At 67.9% G+C, this 23,409-nt stretch carries 13 protein-coding genes; 7 read left to right on the forward strand and 6 right to left on the reverse strand.

The features are described from left to right. Positions 1 to 12: 12 nt before the first annotated feature. The gene (gene hrcA, locus D7X12_RS03600; protein WP_120623860.1) at positions 13 to 1,044 is read right to left on the reverse strand and encodes a heat-inducible transcriptional repressor HrcA; all 1,032 of its coding nucleotides are present in this window, start codon (positions 1,042 to 1,044) and stop codon (positions 13 to 15) included. Between the two features lie 208 nt (positions 1,045 to 1,252). Between hrcA and yedA the strand changes: the two genes are divergently transcribed. The 3 genes from yedA to D7X12_RS03615 all read left to right on the forward strand — a co-directional run bounded on the left by yedA (position 1,253) and on the right by D7X12_RS03615 (position 3,865). Beyond that, entirely contained in the window at positions 1,253 to 2,146 is an 894-nt protein-coding gene (gene yedA, locus D7X12_RS03605; RefSeq protein ID WP_120623861.1) for a drug/metabolite exporter YedA, read from the forward strand. 175 nt (positions 2,147 to 2,321) lie between these two features. Beyond that, a complete protein-coding gene (locus D7X12_RS03610; protein ID WP_244224328.1) occupies positions 2,322 to 2,954 on the forward strand; it encodes a hypothetical protein in 633 nt (210 codons plus the stop codon). Continuing rightward, positions 2,951 to 3,865, forward strand: coding sequence for a type VI immunity family protein (locus D7X12_RS03615; protein ID WP_120623863.1), 915 nt, complete (start codon positions 2,951 to 2,953; stop codon positions 3,863 to 3,865). Before D7X12_RS03610 ends, D7X12_RS03615 begins: the two co-directional genes overlap by 4 nt. Here the strand turns inward: D7X12_RS03615 and D7X12_RS03620 are convergent. Then, entirely contained in the window at positions 3,855 to 5,804 is a 1,950-nt protein-coding gene (locus D7X12_RS03620; RefSeq protein ID WP_120623864.1) for a sulfatase-like hydrolase/transferase, read from the reverse strand. The genes D7X12_RS03615 and D7X12_RS03620 overlap by 11 nt on opposite strands. A gap of 296 nt (positions 5,805 to 6,100) precedes the next feature. On the opposite strand from D7X12_RS03620, the gene D7X12_RS03625 reads away from it, so the two are divergent. Beyond that, positions 6,101 to 7,354: a type 2 periplasmic-binding domain-containing protein gene (locus D7X12_RS03625; protein WP_208718801.1), complete on the forward strand. Its 1,254-nt coding sequence runs from the start codon at positions 6,101 to 6,103 to the stop codon at positions 7,352 to 7,354. A gap of 84 nt (positions 7,355 to 7,438) precedes the next feature. Here D7X12_RS03625 and D7X12_RS03630 read toward each other — a convergent pair whose 3' ends face one another. From D7X12_RS03630 to D7X12_RS03640, 3 genes are all read right to left on the reverse strand, one after another. Further along, positions 7,439 to 9,415, reverse strand: a complete 1,977-nt coding sequence (locus tag D7X12_RS03630; RefSeq protein WP_120623865.1) for a hybrid sensor histidine kinase/response regulator — start codon at positions 9,413 to 9,415, stop codon at positions 7,439 to 7,441. 118 nt (positions 9,416 to 9,533) lie between these two features. Continuing rightward, positions 9,534 to 16,961, reverse strand: a complete 7,428-nt coding sequence (locus tag D7X12_RS03635) for a HAMP domain-containing protein (protein ID WP_120623866.1) — start codon at positions 16,959 to 16,961, stop codon at positions 9,534 to 9,536. A gap of 201 nt (positions 16,962 to 17,162) precedes the next feature. Then, the gene (locus tag D7X12_RS03640) at positions 17,163 to 18,005 is read right to left on the reverse strand and encodes a hypothetical protein (RefSeq protein ID WP_244224329.1); all 843 of its coding nucleotides are present in this window, start codon (positions 18,003 to 18,005) and stop codon (positions 17,163 to 17,165) included. 295 nt (positions 18,006 to 18,300) lie between these two features. Here D7X12_RS03640 and D7X12_RS03645 point away from each other — a divergent pair, with 295 nt between their 5' ends. Next, positions 18,301 to 19,050: a hypothetical protein gene (locus D7X12_RS03645; RefSeq protein WP_120623868.1), complete on the forward strand. Its 750-nt coding sequence runs from the start codon at positions 18,301 to 18,303 to the stop codon at positions 19,048 to 19,050. A 78-nt stretch (positions 19,051 to 19,128) separates the two neighbouring features. Here the strand turns inward: D7X12_RS03645 and D7X12_RS03650 are convergent, their stop codons facing one another. After that, positions 19,129 to 19,866, reverse strand: coding sequence for a MerR family transcriptional regulator (locus tag D7X12_RS03650; protein ID WP_120623869.1), 738 nt, complete (start codon positions 19,864 to 19,866; stop codon positions 19,129 to 19,131). Between the two features lie 360 nt (positions 19,867 to 20,226). Between D7X12_RS03650 and rsgA the strand changes: the two genes are divergently transcribed. Both rsgA and D7X12_RS03660 read left to right on the forward strand, forming a co-directional pair. Continuing rightward, positions 20,227 to 21,318, forward strand: a complete 1,092-nt coding sequence (rsgA, locus tag D7X12_RS03655) for a ribosome small subunit-dependent GTPase A (RefSeq protein ID WP_120623870.1) — start codon at positions 20,227 to 20,229, stop codon at positions 21,316 to 21,318. A 212-nt stretch (positions 21,319 to 21,530) separates the two neighbouring features. Then, positions 21,531 to 23,357, forward strand: a complete 1,827-nt coding sequence (locus tag D7X12_RS03660) for a hypothetical protein (protein ID WP_147443510.1) — start codon at positions 21,531 to 21,533, stop codon at positions 23,355 to 23,357. Positions 23,358 to 23,409 lie beyond the last annotated feature (52 nt).

Raw genomic sequence — 23,409 nt, forward strand, 5'->3', positions numbered from 1 at the left:
TCGTACGGGCCGCTAGGCCTTCTCCAGCACGCTGGAGAGCACCTGCGCGGTGAAGTTCACCAGGGGAATCACGCGCCGGTAGTCCATGCGCGTGGGCCCGATGACGCCCACCGTGCCCAGCACCGCCTCCGCCGTGCCGTAGGGGCTGGCGATGACGGTGACGTCGCCCGCGGCGGAGAACTCGCTCTCCGCGCCGATGAAGACGTGCATCTCCTTGGTGCGCTGCACGCGGTCCAGCAGGTGCAGCAGCTTGTGCTTCTCATCCAGGGCGCGGAACAGGGCGCGGATGCGCTCCACGTCCGCGAACTCCGGCTGCTCCAGGAAGGAGCCGGTGCCTTCGATGAGGACGCGCTCGGGCGTCTGGAGGTCGGTGGCCGCGGCGCCCAGCCGCAGGGCCTTGGCGGTGAGCGCGTTGTAGAGGGCCTGGTCCTGGTCCATCTCCGCGCGGATGCGCTCGCGCGCCTCTTCCAGCGGCACCTGGTGGAGCAGCTCGGAGAGGTAGTTGCTGGCCTTGACGAGCTCGTCGGACGTCACCGGGAAGTCCACGGTGAGGGCCTTGTTGTGCACCTGGCCGTTCTGGCCGACGAGGATGGCGAGGACGCGGTTCTCGCGCAGGCGCAGGAACTCGATGCGCTGGAACACCGCCGCGTCCGGCCGGGGCGTGAGCACCACGCCCGCGTGGCGGGTGAGCGAGTGCAGCACGCGGCTGGCCTCCGACAGGATGTCGTCCAGGTTGGACTCGTGGACGAGCCCGGCGTGGATGAGTTCGCGGTCGCGCGGCGCGGGGTCTCGCAGCTTCACGAGCGTGTCCACGTAGAAGCGGTAGCCCCGGTCCGTGGGCACGCGGCCCGCGGACGTGTGCGGCTTCTCCAGGAAGCCCAGGGCCTCCAGGTCAGCGAGGACGTTGCGCATGGTCGCGGAGGAGACCTCGAACTCCCCGCGGCGCGTCAGTTGCTGACTGCCGACAGGCCCGCCCGTGGTGATGTACTCCTGCACCACGGCACGGAGGACTTCCTTCTCGCGTTCACCCAGCTCGTCGGGCATTCCTGCTCACACTCCGGAAGCCGACGGCCCGGACCTTCCGGCCTCCGCGCTTCCTGTAGAATTCTAAGAGGGACGCCCGGGGCATTCAATCCAGGGAGCCCAATCAGCGGAGCAGGCAGGCGCCGCGCCGGCTCCCCGCCGAGCGTGGAGGGGGTACGGGAAAGCGCACATCGCTCCGGAAAACGGCCGGCGTTAGAAGGCCGCGGTCTTGACCACCGCGACGCCTGACGCCTTCGAGCAGGGCCCCCACCGGGGCTGGCTGCTGTTCAGCCTGTTCTCGCTCTACGTCATCTGGGGGTCCACCTACCTGGCGATGCGGTTCGCGCTGACGGGCTTTCCGCCGTTCCGCATGGCGGGCCTGCGCTTCCTGCTGGCGGGCGGGCTGCTCTACGCGGGCTTGCGGCTGAAGGGCCAGCCGGGGCCGGGAGCGCGGCAGTGGCGAGCGGGGGCGCTCACGGGCTTCCTGTTGCTGGTGGTGGGCAACGGCGGCATCGCGTTCGCGCAGAACCAGGGCGTGCCGTCCGGGGTGGCGGCGTTGGTGGTGGGCAGCATGCCGTTGTGGATGGCCATCTTCGGCGCGGCCTTCGGGCAGCGGCCCGGGCGCGCGGAGCTGGCGGGGCTGGTGCTGGGGTTCGCGGGCGTGGTGCTCCTGAACCTGGGCGGGGACATGACGGGTGGCGCGACCGCGGCGCTGGCGCTGCTGGTGGCGCCGATGAGCTGGGCGTTCGGTTCGGTGTGGAGGCGGCTGCTGCCGATGCCCACGGGGTTGATGGCGCCGGCGACGCAGATGTTGTGCGCGGGCGTGATGATGCTGGGCGTGAGCTTCGTGCTGGGAGAGCAGATGCACGGCGCGCCGCCCATGAAGGCCGTGGTGTCGTTCGCGTACCTGGTGGTCTTTGGTTCGCTGGTGGCGTTCAGCGCGTATGGCTACTTGTTGCGGCATGCGCGGCCGGCGCTCGCGACGAGCTATGCGTATGTGAACCCGGGCGTGGCGGTGTTGTTGGGCGTGGTGTTCGCGGGGGAGACCCTGGGCCCGCTTACGTTTGGCGCAATGGCAGCCATCCTGCTCGCGGTGATGCTGCTGGCCCGCGGCAAGCGCTGACGTCGTGCGTTCCGTTCCGGATCAGGTGGCTGTCTGGGGGGCCTGTGCCCTGCTCACGGCCTGTGCCGGCGGTCCACGGCACTCCGGGCATGGGGACCTGACGCTCGACACGAGGACCGTCGCGAGCGTCCGTCACGCAGCGCTTGTGGCGGAGCGGGCGGCCGCTTCGCGGGCCGTGGCTTCCCTCTTCGTCCGGTCCGCACCAGCCGTTCTTGCCTTGCTGCAGAGCCACGAGGCGGCGGGGGAGCTGGAGGCGCGCCTCGCGAAGTGCGCCGTCCAGGCCGAGCGACGGGGCAATGCCCTCTTCTTCCAGGACCGGCCGCCGACACGGGCGGAATGCGGCGAGGTGGTGGAGCAGGACGCCTGCGGCAAGCCCGTCACCCGGGCCATGCAGCTGGGACGGAAGAAGCACGTGCTCGCGCTGGAGTGCGCGCGCGAGGTGCTGGAGGCGCGGTGGCCCGCGCCCTTCAGCATCGAGCAGCGCTATCGCTATTATCCGAATGCCAAGGTCGTGGAGACCATCAGTCGGGAGAAGGAAGCGCGCCTCATCGCTGAGGACTGCACCGAGGAACTCCGGGGGACCCTCAAACCGGACCTCGTCCTCCATGCGGATCGCAACCTGCTGAAGGCCGCGCTCATCCTGGACTTCAAGTTCCCCTGTCCTGAGACCAATCCGCCGCAGTGGACGATCTATCGCGAGAGCAGCCCCTATGCCGGCAGAAGACAGGACGGCGTTTACGAAGAAGCCTTGGGCGGGAAAGCGCTGATGATCTCGCCACGCACAGGAGTAGGAGTGAAGCAGCCATGAGAGAGAACCCTCCCGTCATCCGGCTTCGAGACAGGGGCGGATGGCTCGCGGCGCGGGATGGTGTCGTGATCTCCTTCTTCATCCACCACGACCATGAGGAGGTGACTCCCGCCATCTGGCGCGCCTTGCAGCTCTACCTTCAAGCCATCCCTCCCAAGACATTGAACTGGTACGTGTCGGACGACGGCGACATGGTCGAGTTCGATGACAAAGGGTACGAGCATCATCGAAAGCTGATGCTTGAGTGCCCGTGGAAGGGAGCCTCGCGCATCGAGTTGTCGGAGAGCCCCAGTGAATCCGGTGGCTACCAGTTCGAATACTACGGCCGGAGAATCAGCGAGCCCTCCTGGCCCTACCCGAATGACCCAGCCACCGCGGTGGCCTTCACGTTCCCCACCGAGTACCTGCTGGAGCACGGGCCGGATCACCTGCGCGCCCTGGCCTTCAAGCTCGCGTGGGAGCTGCCCTTCAGCTTTGGCTATGCGAGCCTTGCCATCGTCGCGCCCCAAGGCCGCTGGGGCACATCGGACTGGGACCTGCTCGATACGCTGCGCGAGCGCTACCTGGGCCTGGACCTCTACGATGTCAGTGATACCGGCTCCGCCATCGGCACCCACGCCCGGAGCGCTTCCTGGCTCACCTTCGTGGGCCAACCCCTGCTCGGGCAGCTCGGCGGCGGCGAGGGCCTGCGGCGCGCACTGCCCTTCCCGGAAGTCTCCGTCCTCCCCCTGGACAGCCAACGCGTGATGATCTCCCTGGGGGAATGGCCAGACGCCATCGATACCCAGAAGGGCGGCATCCCGCCCCCGTACCGGGCCTTGGCGCTCAAGTTGGAACCCTTCGTCTACCAGGAGCGCACCGGCCTTTCCCCGCGCTACGAGTACTCCTGGCTCCGGCGGCTCAGCCAGTAATTCGAAGGCCTTCCGACGGCCAGGGCGACAGCTTCTCCGCTTCGTACTTCCCGAGCAGCGCGTGCGTCGCCTTCGCCGCCTCCTCCACCTCCGCGCGGCTCAATCCCTGGGGCAGCTCCGGAATCACGGTCGGGAAGGGTCCGTCGAAGACAAGCAGGTTCTCCATCTCCAGCGGGTCGTTCCGCATGTCGTAGAGCTCCCACTCGTCCGCGTGCTCACCGGACGGGTCCCACGTGCGCGCCAGCTTCCAGCGCGGCGTGCGCACGCAGCGGATGTGGTTCGGCTGGCACACCGCGCCCGGCCTCAGTCCCGGCACCTTGCCCGCCCGCGTGCTGCCTTCGCGCAGCGCCTCCACCGCGCGCGCGTACACGGAGAACAGCGCGTCGTCGTGCATCTGGTGCGGATCCCCGGTGCGCGGCAGCGGCTCCGTGATTTCATCGTCGGTGATGAAGAGCACACCTTCTCGCGGCGCACCGCTGGGCTCCGTGACGGTCTGCGTCTCTCCGCGCGCCAGCGCGCTCAGGTCCGCGCCGACAAAGGGCGGCACCGGCCGGTGCAATCGCAGGTCCGTGCGGATGGCCGCGAGTTCCTCGCGCGGGATGCCGGCCAGCCCCAGCAGCGTCGGCGCCACGTCCGCGTGGCTCGTGAGCGCGTCGATGTACCGCGTCTCCTGCGCCTGGGGAAACTGCACCACCAGCGGCACGTGCAGCGCCTCCTGGTAGGACGTGTGCCACTTCTCCAGCAGGTAGCCGTGGGCGGCGCCGTACTCACCATGGTCGGAGAGGAACACCACCAGCGTGTTCTCGCGCAGGCCGCTGTCATCCAACGTCTTCAGCACCCTCGCGAGGTGCCCGTCCACCAGGGAGATGAGCCACGCGTAGTACTGCTGGAAGCGCAGCGCCGCCTCGTCCGGGTCCTCGGTGAGCTGGAACGGAATGCCCGAGTTGAGCGTTACCGTCACCGGGTCGATGCCCTCCTTCGCCTGGTGCAGCGTCAGCCCCGTCTTCGCCGCGAGCGCGAGCCCCAGCTTGTACGCGTAGTCGCGCTGACAGCGGGGCTTGTTGGCCAGCGTGTCACGCAGGTTCGTCGGCAGGTTCGCGTTCTCCTGCGGGAACCCCAGCGGGTTCAGCGGGACCGTGAAGGTGCCCGCCACCGGCGTGACGGACCGCTGGCCCTCGGCCGGCACCACCAGCGGCCCCAGCTTGGGGCAGTTCGGATCCAGCTGCCGCGGCAGGATGGGATACGTCGCGATGTCGTGCGGGTTGGTGAACGACGCGACCGCGAACCACGGCTGCGCGCTCCCGTCCGGCGCCTGGGCCCGGGGCGCCGCATACGACTGGTTCGCGAGCGCGCGGTTGTAGGGCTGCCCCAATGCCATCCGTCGCAGGAAGTCACACGTCAGGTCCGCGAAGCCAACGTCGCGGAAGGCGCCCAGGTTGTTGATGGAGGCCCCGTGCGGCTCCGGATAGGACAGCTCCCAGTCGTCAAAGCCATACCGCTGGAGCGTGTGCTCCGGCGGATTGCTCACGTGCCACTTGCCGAAGTAGTGCGTGTGGTAGCCCGCCTTCTGGAACCAGTGGCCCAGCGTCGGAATCCCGTCCGCCGCGAGCCACGGGAAGGCCGCCGCATCCCCGCTCTTGAACAGGCCATCCGTCTGCGTGACACCCGTGCGCGTGCCGTACTGCCCCGTGTAGATGACCGCGCGGCTGGGCGTGCACGCCGACGCCGCGATGGTGTGGTTGCGGAAGACCGCCGCGTTCTGGCGCAGCGCCTCGAAGCCGGGGAAGAACTTCCGGAAGGGGTTGTCCTCCCCTCCCTCCGATACGAACCCCAGGATGTCCTTGAGGCCTGGCAGGAAGCCGCCGTCAGGGCCATAGGCGAACCGGGGGAACTGGAGCTGGTCGACGGTGAGCAGCAGGATGTTGGGACGCGTGGGCATGAAGCCTCCTGCGTCCCCCCTTGAGCACGCGCCGTGCCGGAAGCCCCAGGCGCAGCGTCCCCCTCGGAGCATCGAGCCCCTGGCTTCTCCGGCTGCGTCCCGCGCGAACGCAGCCGCGTCCCAGGGGGCGAACACGCCAAGGCCAACGAAACCCTACAAACCAGCAATCATTGACAGACACAAATCAGGCTGGTAGATGCCAGTCAATTGGCATGGCGCCGTGGGCACCTGGGCTTTGTCCCTGTGCGTCCGCGCAACCTCCTGCCAGGACATCCCACACTCGAAGCAGGTCTACCATGAATAGCAGATGGCTCTGCGCCCTCAGCGGTCTTGTCATCCTGATGGACAGCGGCACGGCGGATGCGAAGCATCCTCATGAGCCGAAGACAGTCCTCCGGGTCCCGCTCTATCCCTACATTCCTGACGCGGCAGGGGATCAACTCAAGGCCATGGGGGCGCGCATCGAAGCCGAGTTCGAGCGGACGCATCCGAACATCGACCTCGTGACGAACCCCTCATGCTTCTCGGATGACTTCTACGAGCCGTCACAGATTGCGCGCTCCCTGAAGGGCGAGGGTGAGTGCGGCTACGACGTCATCGAAACCGACACCATCATCCTCCAGGAGCTGGTCGCGGAAGGTGCCGTCCGACCGTGGCCCCGGCTCCCCCGGAGGCCGGACTGGCACCCGGCAGGCATTGCCGCCTCCACGCACCCGGACACGAAGGCCCTCTACGGTGTCCCGCATTGGCTGTGTGGTCACTTCATCGTTTCGCGCAGCGAAGCCGTGCGCCAGGCCCAGACCACCAGCAGCCTCACCCAGGCGCTGGACGGTTTGGGAACCTCCATGCCCGACATGGCCGTGAACATGCTTGGAAGCTGGAACCTGCCCTCCATGTATCTGGACGCGTGGGCTGACGCCAACGGCGCGCGCAACGTCAGCTCCGCCGTCACCACCGAGCACTACGACGCGGCGGTGCTCACGTCGATGCGTCACTTCGCACAGACCTGCCAGTCCTCCACGGGCAATCCCTGCGTCGACGGGACGTACGACGAGGATGCGAACTTCGACCTGCCCGCGACGCTCTTCGCTCAGAGCCAGGTGGATGCGACCATGGGCTACTCGGAGCGACTGCACGTCATCCTGAAGAACCTGCCGGCAGGCTCCAGTCCCTCGGACATCAAGCTGTCCTCCGCGCCGCTCGGTGAGGGGAACCATCCCGTCCTCTTCACGGACGCCTACTTCCTGGGAGTGCGGTGCACCGGCAAGTGCGAGGCCGCGGCCCTGGAGTTCGTGGAGTACATGAGTGACGCACGCACCTTCGAGTGGATCCTCATGAGCGAAGATGCGTCCGCGGAGACCCGCGTGCCTCGCTATCTGCTGCCCGCGACGCTCGACGCCTATCAAACCCGGAAGGTCCGCTCCGATGCCTTCTTCCCGGTCATGGATGCGGCGACGCGACGTGGAAAGGCCTTCCCGAACGGAGGCCTGTTCAACATCCGCAAGCAGATGCGCGACGACATCCTGCCAGCGATTACGTCCGAGCCTTGAGCACGTTCAGAGGCTGAACCCGAGGGACGCCTCAATGCTCCGGACCGCGCAGAGGGGTCCGGAGCTGCTTTCACAATCCAGGGTTCAGCTCGGCGTGCGCGACAGGTCCGCGGGCGCCGCCGCCTGCGACGCGGTGTTGCGGGGCAGCCAGACGTTGAAGGTGGAGCCCTGGCCGGCCTGGCCCGAGGACTCCGCCCAGATGCGGCCGCCGTGCTGCTCCACGATGCCCTGGCTGATGGTGAGCCCCAGCCCCAGGCCTCCGTACTTGCTGCCGTGCGCGCGGCCGAAGCGCTCGAAGATGAGCCGCTGCTTCTCCAGCGGGATGCCCACGCCCTGGTCCTTCACGCACAGGTGCACGCCGGTGTCGCCGTCCGCCACCAGGCGCACCACCACCTGCCCACCCTCGGGCGAGTAACGAATGGCGTTGGACAACAGGTTCGTCAGCACCTGGTCCAACCGCCCGCGGTCCCACGTGCCCTCCAGGTGCTCGGGCACCTCCACCTTCAGCTCGTGCGTCTGCGACAGCACCGCCATCCGGTCCCGCGTCTCCACCACCAGCTGGGACAAATCAAACGACTCCAGCTCCAATGACAGACGCCCGGCCTGCAGGCGGCTGATGTCCAGCAGGTCCTCCACCAGCTTCGCCATCCGGTCGATCTGCCGGTTGATGATCTGCAGCGACTTGCCGGGCCCGGCCTCCGTCTGCCCGCCCAGCTTGAGCAGCGCCAGGTGCGCGTGGCCCTTCGCGGCCGCCAGCGGCGTGCGCAGCTCGTGGCTCGCGGCGGCGAGGAACGCGTCCTTCGCCTCGCTGGCCAGCCGCAGCGCGGTCTCCGCCCGCTGACGCTCCGTGATGTCGCGCGCCACGGAGATGAAGCGGCCCGGGCCCTCGCCCTCCGCCACGTACTGGAGCACCACCTCCACCGGCACCTCCGTGCCGTCGCGGCGCCGGTGGTTCGTGGTGTACGTCTGCGACGGCAGCGTGCCGGACATCAGCGGCGCCAGCAGCTTGCGGAAGCCCGTCTCGTCGAAGGCGCTCTCCACCTCCAGCACCGACAGGCCCACCAGCTCGTCCACGCTGGAGTTGAGCTGCTTGGCCGCGCCCGCGTTGGCGTACGCCAGCACCAGCGTGTCCGGGGAGAACATCAGGACGCAGTCCAGCGTCGAGTCCAGCGTCGTCTTGAAGCGCGCCAGCGTCTCCTCGGCGCGGCGCTTGTCGTCGATGTCGGTGGCGATGGCCAGCCAGCCCACCAGCGCCCCGTGCTCGTCGTGCTCCGGCACCGCGCGCGCCAGGTGCCAGCGGTAGACGCCGTCCTTGCGCCGCAGCCGGAACTCGTTCGCGCTGCCCTGAATCTTGAGGGACACGGCCTCGCCCCACTCGCCGCGCATCCGCTCGCGGTCCGCCGGGTGCACGTCCTGCAGGAAGGCCGCGAGCGACAGCTCATAGCCCTCCTGGTGGCCGGTGTACTCGCGCCACGCCCGGTTGGCGTACGTCAGCGCCCCGTCCGCGCGGGCGGCCCACATGGGCTCCGGCAGGGACTCCGTAAGGCGCCGGTAGCGCAGCGCGCTCTGGCGCTCCAGCATCTCCCGGTCGCGCTGACGCAAGAGCGCCGCCTGGCGCTGGAGCTGCTGCTCCTTGAGGAACAGGTCCACGAAGACGCTGACCTTCGAACGGAGGATCTCCGGGTCGAAGGGCTTGAGCAGGTAGTCCACCGCGCCGTGCGCGTAGCCCTTGAAGACGTGGGCCGCGTCGCGGCTGAGCGCGGTGAGGAAGATGATGGGGATGGTGCGCGTGCGCTCGCGCTGCTTGATGAGCGCCGCCGTCTGGAACCCGTCCAGCCCCGGCATCTGCACGTCCATCAGGATGACCGCGAAGTCCCGCTGGAGCAGCTGCTTGAGCGCGTCCTCGCCGCTGGTGGCCTTCACCAGCTCCTGCCCCAGCGGCTCGAGGATGGCCTCGAGCGCCAGCAGGTTGGCCGGGTGGTCATCCACCATCAGGATGGCCGCGCGCGGCGCGTGCGCGGCATCCTGGGGACGTTCCGGAGTGGGTTCTGTTGAGTTCATGTGCGCAGCAGGAGAGCGCTTGTGCCTGGGGGCCAAGGCACGGCGGGCAAGGCTAGGGCCGCCCCCTTCCATACGGAAGTGCAAAGGGGGCCCGACGGTGGATCGCCGTCGTTGAGTATCAAGCACTCACCCACAAGCGCACGAGCTCCAGCAGCTTGTCGGTGTCCACCGGCTTGGGCAGGTAGTCGCTCGCTCCGGCCGCCATGCACTTCTCGCGGTCGTCCTTCAGCGCCTTCGCGGTGACGGCGATGATGGGGAGGCTCGCGTACTTGGGGTCCTTGCGGATGGCACGCATGGTCTCATAGCCATCCATCTCCGGCATCATCACGTCCATCAACACGACGTCCACGTCGTGGTGCTGGTTGAGCATCTCGATGGCCGCCCGCCCGTTCTCCGCGAAGACGACCTGCATGCTGTGGTTCTCCAGCACGCTGGTGAGCGCGAAGATGTTGCGCATGTCGTCATCCACCAGGAGGACCTTCTTGCCGGACAGCGGCGCGTCCTGGTCGTTGCGCTGCGCCAGGGCCGCGCGTGCACGGGCCGGGAGGTTCTCATCCAGGCGGTGCAGGAACAGCGCCGTGTCGCTCAGGAGCTGGTCCGGGCTCTTCGCGCCGCTCTTCAGGATGACGCTGCCGGTGTAGCGCCGCAGACGGGACTCGTCCTTGGGCGTCAATTCCCGGCCGGTGTAGACGACGATGGGCAGGTCGCGGAAGCGCTGCTGCGTCTTCACCTCCTCCACCAGCTTGATGCCGTCCATGTCGGGCAGCAGCAGGTCGATGACGAGGCAGTCGTACTCGTTCTCCTCCAGCTTCTGGAGGGCCTCCTGGCCGGTGGCCACCGCGGTGACCTGCACGTCGCCGCCGTCGCTGAGCAGCTGGGTGAGGCTGTTGCGCTGGACGTCGTCGTCCTCGATGACGAGCAGCCGCCGCTCGCGGCGCTCCAGGAAGCGCGAGAGCTGTCCGAAGACGCGCTCCAGCCCCTCCTTGCTCACGGGCTTGGTGAGGTAGCCGAACGCGCCCTGGGTGTTGCCCAGGTGCTTGTCCATCACGCTGATGATGTGGACCGGGATGTGGCGCGTGCGCGGGTTGCGCTTGAGGCGGTCCAGCACGCTCCAGCCGTCCACCACGGGCAGCTGGATGTCCAGGGTGACGGCGTCCGGCTGGTACTCGTGCGCCATCGCGAGGCCGCTGTCGCCACGGGTGGCGACCAGCGCCTTGAAGCCCTTCTCCCGCGCCATCTGAACCATGATGCGGGCGAACTTCAGGTCGTCCTCGATGATGAGCAGGGTGCGGTCGCCCGCGCGGATGTGCTCGCGGTCGTCCTCCACGACGACGGGCGCGTGCGTGCCCTCCACCGGCGGGGGCAGCGCGGCGTCCAGCACGTGCCCCTCCTTCTCCGCCACGGTCGGCGGCGGGGCGAGCACGGGCACCGGCGCCACGGCGACGGTCTCCGTCATGGCCCCCAGCGCGCGCGTGGCCGGGTCCACGGACTGCACGGCCTCGTCCTCGGAGCCCTGGTACTCGGGCGGCAGGTACAGGGTGAACGTGCTGCCCTTGCCGGGTTCGCTCTCCAGGCGGATTTCACCGCCCAGCAGCTTGGCGATTTCACGGCTGATGGACAGGCCCAGGCCGGTGCCGCCGTACTTGCGGGCGGTGGAGCCGTCCGCCTGCTGGAACGCCTCGAAGATGATGCGCTGCTTGTCCTTGGCGATGCCGATGCCGCTGTCCTTCACGGCGAAGGCGAGCACGTGGCGCGAACGGCGCAGCGCCTCGTGGTCGAAGCGCATGGACTTCTCCGCCAGGCGCACCGTGAGCTTCACCCCGCCCTCGTCGGTGAACTTGAAGGCGTTGGACAGCAGGTTCTTGAGCACCTGCTGCAACCGCTGCGGGTCCGTGCGCACGTGGCGCGGCGTGCCCGTGAGCACCTCCACCTGGAAGCTGAGGCCCTTCTGGTCCGCCACCGGGCGGAAGCTGCGCTCGATGAACTGGTTGAGCTCCGTGAGGACGATGTCCCGCGGCTCCACCTGCATCTTGCCGGCCTCCACCTTGGACAGGTCGAGGATCTCGTTGATGAGGGTGAGCAGGTCTCCGCCGGACGCGTAGATGGTGTTCGCGTACTCGACCTGCTTGTTGGACAGGTTGCCGTCCTTGTTGTCGGACAGCAGCTTCGCGAGGATGAGCAGCGAGTTGAGCGGCGTGCGCAGCTCGTGGCTCATGTTGGCCAGGAACTCGCTCTTGTACTTGGAGATGATGGTGAGCTGTTCCGCCTTCTCCTCCAGGCTGACGCGCGCCAGCTCCACCTCGCGGTTCTTCTCTTCGACGCGGGTGTTCTGGTCCGCCAGCTCCTTCGCCTTGTCCTCCAGCTCGATGTTCGTGCGCTTGAGCTCGTCCTGCTGCTGCGTCAGCTCACGCGACTGGCTCTGGAGTTCCTGCGTCAGGCGCTGCGACTCGGAGAGCAGCGTCTCCGTGCGCATGTTCGCCATGATCATGTTCAGCACGACGCCGATGCTCTCCGTCAGCTGATCCAGGAAGATCTGGTGGATGGCGCTGAACGGGTGGAACGAGGCCAGCTCGATGACCGCCTTGACCTCGCCCTCGAAGAGGACGGGCAGGACGATGATGTTGAGCGGCGCGGCCTCGCCCAGGCCGGACGCGATGGTGATGTAGTCCGACGGCACGCGCGTCAGGAGGATGGTCTTCTTCTCCAGCGCGCACTGCCCGACGAGCCCCTCGCCCAGCCGGAACCGGTTGGCCAGGTGCTTGCGCTCCCGGTACGCGTAGGTGCTGGTCAGCTTGAGCGCGGGCACGCCGCCCTCGCTGTCGGCGAGGAAGAAGGCGCCGTGGTGCGCGGACACCAGCGGCGTCAGCTCGCTCATGATGAGGCGGCTGACGGCATCCAGGGACTTCTGGCCCTGCATCATGCCGCTGAACTTCGCCAGGTTCGTCTTGAGCCAGTCCTGCTCCTGGTTCTTCTGCGTGGTCTCACGCAGGTTGACGATCATCTGGTTGATGTTGTCCTTCAGCGCCGCGACCTCGCCTTCGGCGACGACCGTGATGCTGCGGGTCAGGTCGCCCTTCGTCACGGCGGTGGCCACGTCGGAGATGGCGCGCAGCTGGCTGGTCAGCGTGCCGGCCAACTGGTTCACGTTGTCGGTCAGCTGCCGCCACGTGCCGCGCGCACCGGGCACGCGGGCCTGGCCGCCCAGCTTTCCTTCGATACCGACCTCGCGGGCCACCGTGGAGACCTGCTCCGCGAAGGTGCCCAGCGTGTCCGTCATGTTGTTGATGGTGTCCGCGAGCGCGGCCACCTCGCCCTTCGCATCGACGATGAGCTTCTGGGTCAGGTCACCGTTCGCGACCGCCGTCACCACGCGCACGATGCCGCGCACCTGCGTGGTGAGGTTGGAGGCCATGAAGTTCACGTTGTCCGTGAGGTCCTTCCACGTGCCGGCGACACCGGGCACGCGGGCCTGTCCCCCCAGCTTGCCTTCCACGCCGACCTCGCGGGCCACGGAGGACACCTGCTCCGCGAAGATGCCCAGCGTGTCCGTCATGTTGTTGATGGTCTCCGCGAGCGCGGCGACTTCGCCCTTCGCGTCCACCACCAGCTTCTGCTTCAGGTCGCCGTTCGCCACCGCGGTCACGACCTTGACGATGCCGCGCACCTGCGTGGTGAGGTTGCGGGCCATGAAGTTCACGTTGTCCGTGAGGTCCTTCCACGTTCCGGACACGCCCTTCACTTCCGCCTGCCCACCCAGCTTGCCTTCGGCGCCCACCTCGCGAGCGACGCGCGTCACTTCGGAGGCGAAGCTGTTGAGCTGATCCACCATCGTGTTGATGGTGTTCTTCAGCTCCAGGATTTCACCCTTCGCGTCGACGGTGATCTTCTTCGACAGGTCACCGTTCGCGACCGCCGTTGTCACCAGCGCGATGTTGCGCACCTGGCTGGTGAGGTTGGACGCCATGCTGTTCACGTTGTCCGTGAGGTCCTTCCACGTACCGGCGACCCCCGGCACCGCGGCCTGACCGCCCAGCTTGCCGTCCGTACCGACTTCCTTCGCGACGCGGGTCACTTCGGAGGCGAACGCGCGGAGCTGGTCCACCATCGTGTTGATGGTGCTCTTCAGCTCCAGGATTTCACCCTTCGCCTCGACGGAGATCTTCTGCGACAGGTCGCCGTAGGCCACCGCGGTGGTGACCTTCGCGATGTTTCGCACCTGGTCGGTGAGGTTCGCGGCGAGGACGTTCACGTTGTCGGTGAGGTCCTTCCACACGCCGGCCACACCGGGCACCGCGGCCTGGCCGCCCAGCTTTCCTTCGGTACCGACTTCCTTGCCGACGCGCGTCACTTCGGAGGCGAACGCGCGGAGCTGGTCCACCATCGTGTTGATGGTGTTCTTCAGCTCCAGCACCTCGCCCTTCACGCTCACCGTGATCTTCTGGGACAGGTCGCCGTTCGCCACCGCCGTCGTGACCTTGGCGATGTTGCGGACCTGATCCGTGAGGTTGCCGGCGAGGACGTTCACGTTGTCGGTGAGGTCCTTCCACACGCCGGACACGCCCTTCACGTCGGCCTGACCGCCCAGCTTGCCTTCGGTACCGACTTCCTTGGCGACGCGGGTCACTTCGGCGGCGAACGCGCGGAGCTGGTCCACCATCGTGTTGATGGTGCTCTTGAGTTCCAGCACCTCGCCCTTCGCATCGACGGTGATCTTCTTCGACAGGTCGCCGTTCGCGACGGCCGTGGTCACCTCGGCGATGTTTCGCACCTGGGCCGTGAGGTTGTTGGCCAGCAGGTTCACGTTGTTGGTGAGGTCCTTCCACGTGCCGGCGACGCCGGGCACTTCCGCCTGGGCGCCCAGCTTGCCTTCCACGCCCACCGTGCGTGCCACGTCCGTCACCTGCTGCGCGAAGACGGACAGCGTCTGCGTCATCGCGTTGATGGTGTCCGCGAGCGCGGCGATCTCACCCTTCGCCTCCATCACCAGCTTCTGGGACAGGTCACCGTCGGCGACCGCCGTCACCACCTTGACGATGCCTCGCACCTGCGTGGTGAGGTTGAAGGCCATGCTGTTGACGTTGTCCGTGAGGTCCTTCCAGACGCCGGACACGCCCTTCACGTCGGCCTGGCCACCCAGCTTGCCGTCCGTACCGACTTCCTTCGCGACGCGGGTCACTTCGGCGGCGAACGCGCGGAGCTGATCCACCATCGTGTTGATGGTGCTCTTGAGCTCAAGGACTTCGCCCTTCGCATCGACGGTGATCTTCCGGGACAGGTCGCCCTTCGCGACGGCCGTCGTCACCTCGGCGATGTTACGGACTTGATCGGTGAGGTTGTTCGCCAACAGGTTCACGTTGTTGGTGAGGTCCTTCCAGGTGCCGGCCACCCCGGGCACCACGGCCTGGGCGCCCAGCTTGCCTTCCACGCCCACCGTGCGCGCCACGTCCGTCACCTGCTGCGCGAAGATGGAGAGCGTCTGGGTCATCGCGTTGATGGTGTCCGCGAGCTCCGCCACCTCGCCCTTCGCCTCCATCTTCAGGCGCTGGGTGAGGTCGCCGTTCGCGACCGCCGTCACGACCTTGGCGATGCCTCGCACCTGGGTGGTGAGGTTGGACGCCATGAAGTTCACGTTGTCCGTCAGGTCCTTCCACGTGCCGGACACGCCCTTCACGTCGGCCTGACCGCCCAGCTTGCCGTGCGTACCGACCTCGCGCGCGACGCGGGTCACTTCCGAGGCGAAGCTGTTGAGCTGATCCACCATCGTGTTGATGGTGTTCTTCAGCTCCAGGATTTCACCGCGCGCATCGACGGTGATCTTCTTGGACAGGTCACCCGTGGCCACCGCCGTCGTCACCAGGGCGATGTTTCGCACCTGGGTGGTCAGGTTGGAGGCCATGCTGTTGACGTTGTCGGTGAGGTCCTTCCACGTGCCGGCGACGCCGGGCACCGCGGCCTGACCGCCCAGCTTGCCGTCCGTACCGACTTCCTTCGCGACGCGGGTCACTTCGGAGGCGAAGGCGCGGAGCTGGTCCACCATCGTGTTGAGCGTGCTCTTGAGCTCCAGCACCTCGCCCTTCACGTCCACGGTGATCTTCCGCGACAGGTCGCCATTGGCGACGGCGGTGGAGACCTCCGCGATGTTTCGCACCTGGCTGGTGAGGTTGGACGCCATCAGGTTCACGTTGTCCGTGAGGTCCTTCCACGTCCCCGCGGCGCCGGGCACCTGGGCCTGGGCGCCCAGCTTGCCCTCGACACCCACCGTGCGCGCGACGCTGGTCACCTGCTGCGCGAACACGTTGAGCGTGTCCGTCATGTTGTTGAGCGTGGCGCCCAGCGCGGCGATCTCACCCTGCGACGGCACCATCAGCTTCTGGGTGAGGTCCCCGTTGGCGACCGACGTCACCACCTTCACGATGCCGCGCACCTGCGTCGTGAGGTTGGACGCCATGAAGTTCACGTTGTCGGTGAGGTCCTTCCACGTGCCGGACACGCCGGACACGGCGGCCTGACCGCCCAGCTTTCCTTCGGTACCGACCTCGCGCGCGACGCGCGTCACTTCGGAGGCGAAGCTGTTGAGCTGATCCACCATCGTGTTGATGGTGCTCTTCAGCTCCAGCACTTCGCCCTTCACGTCCACGGTGATCTTCCGCGACAGGTCGCCGCGGGCGACGGCCGTGGTGACCTCCGCGATGTTTCGCACCTGCGCGGTGAGGTTGCCGGCGAGGACGTTCACGTTGTCCGTGAGGTCCTTCCACACGCCGGACACGCCCTTCACGTCGGCCTGACCGCCCAGCTTGCCCTCGGTGCCGACCTCCTTCGCGACGCGCGTCACTTCGGCGGCGAAGCTGTTGAGCTGATCCACCATCGCGTTCACGGTGGTGCCGATGCGGAGGAACTCGCCCTTCACGGGCTGGCCGTCGATCTCCAGCGCCATCTTCTGGGTGAGGTCGCCTTCGGCCACCGCCACCAGCACGCGAGCGACTTCCGTGGTGGGCTGCACCAGGTCGCCGATGAGCGCGTTGATGGACTGGACGCTGGTGGCCCAGTCGCCCCGCACGTCGCCCAGCGTCACGCGCTCGCCCATGCGGCCCTCGCGGCCGACGACGCGCTCCACCCGGACGATTTCGTGGGTGAGCGTGGAGCTGAGCGTCACCACCGCGTTGAACGCGCGGGCGATCTCATCCATCACCACGTCCTGCGCGCCCGACGGCAGCCGCACGGAGAAGTCACCGCCCTGCACGGCCCGGAGCGCCGCCAGCAGCTGCTGGAGCGGAGGCGGACCGCCGGCACGCAGGCCGTCGTCGGGCGTGATGCGACCGCCGCCGTTGCCATTGCGACCCCGGGCGGGAGGGCGACGGGTGGCCGCGGATTCAGCGGCGCCGCGGGGCTCCACCGGATTGCTCAGCCGGTTGCTCGCGACGTTGGGGGTCGTGGGCGTACGTGTCCCCGACCTGCCAGCCTCCGGTGCGGCGTCTGTCCCCGCTGCCTTGCGCCCATTGGCGCGCTTGCGGGGAGAGGAGGAGCTGGAAACCTTGGTGTCATCCACGAATGAAACCCCTGAGCGGGAAGGCGCTGCGGCTGGAGCTGAAAAAACAGCCCGCGATCTCATGAACTTCCAATGAGTTCGCGGACTTGTCGAATCCAAAGCCGGAAGGGGAAGGCATTTTCTGTCAGGCACTGAACGACCTGCCTGGACGTGGATCACGTCATCCCTGGAAGCCCTGGAGCGGGCTTCCAGATAACAGGTTCAGGGTGGCGTGGCTGTACACGGGAAGCCGTCGCAACCCTGCACATACAGTGCTCGGCCCGGGAGTCGCCGGGCAGGCGCGCGCGTCCGGGCAGGCACCGCCTGATGGGTGCCCGTTCGCACATCGAAGCGGAGCGCGGCCGGGGCGGGCACGCCCTCCTGGGGAGGCGCCGCGCCACAGGCGAGCAGGACCTGATCCGCGGTGTCCAACCACCACAGGAACTCGACGGGGCACGGGGCTTCCGCGCGGACGAGCGCCAGGGTGCGTGCCTCGTAGACGAGCACTCCGCCGCCCCACTCCACGGCCGCCAGCAGGCCGCCCGGCCCCACGGAGAGCCGCCCTCCGGTACCGGGGACCTGCGCCTGTCCCAGCACCTTGCCGTCCGGGGCCACGGAGACGAGCTGTCCGGCGGCATCCAACGCAATCACTCCGCCCGCGTGGCCGATGAGCCACTCCGGTGGAGTGATGTCGCCGACCGGTTGGAGGGTGCCGTCGCGCTCCCGCAGCAGGTGGCCGCCGGTGGCGACCCAGAGGTGGCGCTCCCCATCGAAGGCGAGCGCGGTGGCGCCGGGGAGCTCCAGCCGCGCGTGGGTGCCGTCCTCGCCGCAGACGGCGACGATGCGGGGCCCGAACACCGCCGCGCGCGATGCATCCGGCGCCACGGCCCAGCCCAGCCGCGTGGCTCCGGCGAGCTGCCGCGACAGACAGTCATTGAGCGCGCCCAGGTAGGCGTCACCGACGGGTGAGGCGATGAGGTACGGCAGGCTGGTGGTGGCGACGTAGAGCAGCAGCCCCAGGCCCGCGGCGATGACGAGCGTGAGCGGCCACGCGCGGGCGCTCACGCCTCGCAGGAGTCGTGCGCTTTTGCGGCCCGTAGCCAGAGGCCCTCCCCGTCCGCCCACGCACGCTCCCTTCCGGACCGGAGGACAGCACAGAACTGGCGCGAAGAGGCGCCTGCGATGCCTGGAAGGTCTCCAAGGGAGCTTGCGCCGTCCCCCCCGCTGCCGCCCTGCGGGCGTCCCTCCAGGCTGCCGACCTGCCATGAGCCGGCTTCTTTCCCAGGGTTGCGGTGTCCGGTGATGCACACACCTTTACGACACCAAGCGCCGGTCCAAGCACCGGAAAGGGATTCCAGACATGCGACGCTCCATCACCACCGCGGCCCTCGCCTTCAGCTTCATGCTCTCCACCACCGCGCTCGCGCAGCAGACCGGCAGCGGGTCCAGCGCCGGCACGACGTCCGGCTCCACGGGCACCTCGTCGGGGATGACCAGCCCCGGGCAGACCGGGAGCGCGGGCTCCAGCGGCACCTTCACGCCGGGCAGCACCAACTCCACGGGCGTGGACACCAGCGGCTCCGCGACCGGCATCGGAGGTTCGGGCACCACCGGCACCGGGAGCACTTCCGGCACGGGCGGCACGTCGCCCTCCACCGGGACGGGCACGAGCACGGGCACCGGCGGCTACACGTCACCCTCCACCGGGACGGGCACGAGCACGGGCACCGGCGGCTACACGTCACCCTCCACCGGGACGGGCACGAGCACGGGCACCGGCGGCTACACGTCGCCCTCCACCGGCACGGGGACCAGCACCGGCACCTACGGTGGCTCGGGCACGAGCACCGGGACGATTGGCGGTAGCGGCTCCAACAGCACCGGCACCATGGGCGGCAGCGGGACGGGCACCACGGGCTCCACCGCGCCCGGCACCGAAGGCACCACCGGCACGGGCGGCGCGGGCACCACGGGAGCGCCGGGCACCGCCGGCGGCGTGGGAGGCAGCGGCACCAGCGGCTCCGGCGGCACCATGGGCGGCGTGGGCGGCACCGGCACCGGCACGGGCGGCGCCACCGGGACCTCCTCGGGCGGCGTGGGCGGCCAGTAACCCACCCTGTGACACACCTTGAATCACGGCGCGGCCGCCAGCGGATTGCCCGCTGACGGCCGGCGCCGTTGTCTGTCTTTACTTCGACGCGTCCAGACAGGCCATGGCCCGGCCCACGTACTCCATCAGCCGGGGGTCGCGGCCCTGGCGCCAGGCCATCTGGGGCTCCTGCTGGGACATCGTCTGGAGCGACTTCTCGATGCCGGGGTTGCCGCCGGTGAAGGCGCGGATGAGCTCACGCCAGCGGGTGGCCAGCGCGCGCACCGGCTCGATCGCGGGGTCGGTGCCCTTCTCCATCTCCTCGCGCATGCGCGCGATGAGGCGGGGCCACTCGGCCTCCACCTCCTTGATGGCGTCCTCGCCCAGCGCCTGGCGACGGGCCTCCAGCTCCTTCAACTGCTCCGGGGTGTAGTGCTTCTCGAACATGGTCATGGCCTCGATGGTCTGAAGGAAGTCGTCGGCGGAGACGGGCTCCGCCGCGCGCAACTGTCGTGCGATGGCATCCAGGCGCTCGCAGAGCTGCCGCTGCTCCGCCAGCTGCTCCCGTGCCCGCTGGAGCCGCAGCTCCACCACGCGCAGGGCGGAGAAGTCCGCCCGGCCCAGCGTCCCGGCGATCTCCTCCAACGAGAACCCGAGCTGCTTGAGCGACAGGATGTGATGCAGGCGGGCGATGTCCGCCGCCGTGTAGAGCCGATGCCCCGACGCGGTGTGCGCCGAGGGCTCGAGCAGTCCAATCTCGTCGTAGTGATGCAGCGCGCGGATGGAGAGCCCCGTGCGCCGGGCCAGTTCACCGACCTTCAGCTCCGTGTGCTGCATGCCTCACCCCTTTCCAGCCACGTGTTCCCAAAGTGACTGGATGAGCTGGGTACAACCTCACGTCGCGTGAGGTGCAAGGGGGAAAGCACGGGCCGTTGCGGAGGGGGTCGCCAAGAGGCAACGTCACTTGGTAGGGTCCCCCCCGGTCCGGCGATGGCCGCCGGCTCCGCGCACCTCCAGGAGGCTTTCCAAATGAACCTGCCCCTTGTCGCCGACGCGGTCCCTGCCCCTTGCGTTCCGTGGGCGCTCGCCAGCTGAGCCGGTCCGAAACACCCTCCGTCGCAGCGCGAGCCCCGTTCCCGCCAGGCGTCCCGGCATCCCCCGGCGCGCCAAGGCACCGCTCTGCCCGGAGTTCCTTCCGTGTCTCTTGAATCCCTCGGCTGGGGTCCCGATTTCGACCTCGCGCTGTCCACCTCGCAGTCCGCTTCCAACACCCCCCTCGTCCCCGGGCGCGTCGTGCGCCAGCACCGGGGGCTGCTCACCGTCCAGACGGCCGACCGGGCCTTCCTCGCCCGCGCCGCGGGACGCCTCCTCCACCAGGCCGAGAGCGCCGAGTCCCTGCCCACCATTGGCGACTGGGTCCTGCTGCAACCGCCGTCCGGTGACGGCGAGGCCCTGATGCAGGTCGTGCTGCCCCGCCGCAGCGTCCTCAAGCGACGCGAAGCGGGCAGCGAACACGACGGGCAGCTCATCGCCGCCAACGTGGACGTGGTGTTCCTCGTGGCGGGGCTGGACGCCAACTTCAACCCGCGCCGCATCGAACGGGCCCTCACCCTGGCCTGGAACAGCGGCGCCACCCCCGTCGTCATCCTGAGCAAGGCGGACCTCGCCCCGGACGCCGCCGCGCGCGTGCTGGAGGTACAGGCGCTGGCCCCCGGCGTGGACGTGCTCGCGGTGAGCGCGAAGGCGGGCCTGGGCATCGAGGAGGTGCGCGCGCGGCTCCCGGCCGCCAGGACGGGCGTGCTGCTGGGCTCGTCGGGCGTGGGCAAGTCCACGCTCGCCAACAAGCTGCTGGATGCCGCGCGGCTCGTCACCCAGCCCGTCCGTGAGGACGACGACCGGGGCCGGCACACCACCACGCACCGCGAGCTGTTCGTGTTGGACCAGGGCGGGCTCATCATCGACGGGCCCGGCATGCGCGAGCTGGGGCTGTGGGGCGAGGACGAGAAGGTGTCCCTGGCCCAGGCCTTCGCGGACGTCTTCACGCTGGCCGAGGGCTGCCGCTTCAATGACTGCGGGCACGGCAACGAGCCGGGGTGCGCGGTGACGGCGGCGGTCAAGGCCGGCACGCTCCCCGAGGAGCGGCGCGCGAACTTCGAGAAGCTCCAGCGCGAGCAGGCCTTCGCCGCCCGTCAGACGGACCCGGCCGCGCAGCGCGAGCACAAGCGCGTCCAGCGCAACCAGTCGCGGCAGGGCGCGCAGCGGGCCCACACGAAGCGGCGCGGCGACTGAGTCGCGGCAAGAGCCCTGCCTGGCATCCCCCGCCCGGCAGGGCTTCCTCATGGAATCCGCCAAGGTGAAGCCAACCCACCTCACGTCAGCTCCTTCACCCTGGGAATGACTTGTCCATGACAACCCGGGGACACCAGGGTTTTTGAAGTCGAGCGAAGCCAGTACAAGCGGGGGCTTCAATGACTCAGCCGGAACGGTCCTGGATGCCGTGGATGTTTTGCGCCCTGGCGATGAGCATCGCGACGACCGTCATGGCTGCGGAAGGCAAAAAAGCTCCGCCACCGAATTTCTCCGACATACAGACGGATCCGGAGAACCTGCTGTCCCCCGACAGAGGAATCGACATCACCGGCTACGTTGGACTGAGCGACTTCCGAGAGACCTTCACGCTCGTCTCAGAGCAGCAATCACTCCAGGCCTGGTTCTATCACTCAGCGTTCTCTCACTCACCGTTCTCTTACTCACCGTTCTCTTGCTCACCGTTCGCAAGGCTTGACCTGCCCGGGCCCGCAGGCTGGGAAGGAGGCGGCGGGAGCAATGGACCTACCCTCATTGCCAGGCTCAAGATCGAGCGTGGTCGCCTGCTTGAAAAGGGTGCTCATGAAATTATTGAAGTGGAAGCCCTTGGGGTCACCAAGAAAGGGTATTACACGGGCAGTCTTATCGTAGTATTGGAGACTGTAGAGCCACAGCCCAACGGCGGCTCCCGCAGCATCACGATCCCCGTCCGTGTGCATGCGTTGACCCCACCGGGATTCAAGGCGTTTTCCGAAATACCCCCCCTCCGCGGGACACGCTGCTGGGCCTGCTGGCTCCGGGACCTGCTTCCCCTGGCCGACGATGTTCCGGGCATGCGTCAGTTCCGCATCCTGTTCAATTCGCCCGAACTGGAGCGCTTCACGGAGGATTTCAAGCTGGAGTTGGTGCGCCCTGAGTCTCCCAAATCAAAAACCGCGAGGACATTGACGACGGCTGCATTGGGCGCACCGCGACTGATACGCCAGGGGGATGAGGTCTACCTGTTCACGCAAGTGGACCCCAACGAACTGACGCCCGGCCGCCATGAAGGCACCCTGCGGCTCATCCTTCCGGATGGACAGGCCCTGGCAAACCTCCCGGATGAGGAAACGCGCATACTCGTCTATATCCGGCAGGGGCCCGGCGTCTTATGCGGGTTCGTCTTCCTGGGAGCCCTGCTGTACCTGACGCTTCGTGCACTGCTCACGCGCCGGACCGCGTTCAACCGGCTCACGGAGCAGATCAAACAGAGGGTCGGCACGAAAGCACTTGAAGCCCTGGAGGCGAAAGCCCTTGGGTTGACTTCCGACGCTGTCCAGGAGTGCTACAAGGAAGATCTCCTGAGTCTGGAGCACCGACTGAAGCAATTGGAAGATCCTGCTTCGCTCCATCCCTCCCGGCATGTCCTGCGCAGACTCATCGTCCTCTACCGACTGACCGAACTCCTGCAACAACTCAGGCAGCAGCAGGAACTTCTCGAGACGAACCCCGGGCTCTTTCCAGAACCTCAGCGCGGCTCCATCATCCCCATCCTCAACAGCACCTGCAGGGCGCTGTGCTTCGAAACCGAGCCTGCACAGGTTCTTCAGCACCTGGCGATCCTTCGCTGGAACATCTCAAAGCAAGAGCAAGAGGCCATCCGCACTCAGCCCGGCGGGCGGCCCACCGGGCTGGCCTTCACCATTGAACGACTTCGAGCTCTTGAGGAGTTCGCCCGCGCCAACCTGTTGCGCTCGCCCATCACCTGGTTCTCCTTTGGGACGGTGGACGTTGTCGGGTTCATCATCTGCCTTGCAATCAACCTGACAGTCGCAGGCGCCTTGTACGTTCAAGACGATTTGATCTACGGCGAATCCCTGACCCACTACGCGCTGACCACGGCCTTGGCTGCGTCCGCCTTCGTCCTGGAGTCCTTCCTCTTCCAGCTCATCGTGCGCGCATTCGGTTCGGCGAAGGGCCGGGGCGGGTTCGGCTCCCCATCAGGGAGCCCCTCGCCAAGCCCTCCCCCCAAGCCAACCTGAAGCCCAACCCCTGAGCAGTGACTTCTCCCGATGAGGCCGGAGGAATTCCAGA

The organism is Corallococcus sicarius (genome assembly GCF_003611735.1).
In the GTDB taxonomy this organism is placed as follows: domain Bacteria; phylum Myxococcota; class Myxococcia; order Myxococcales; family Myxococcaceae; genus Corallococcus; species Corallococcus sicarius.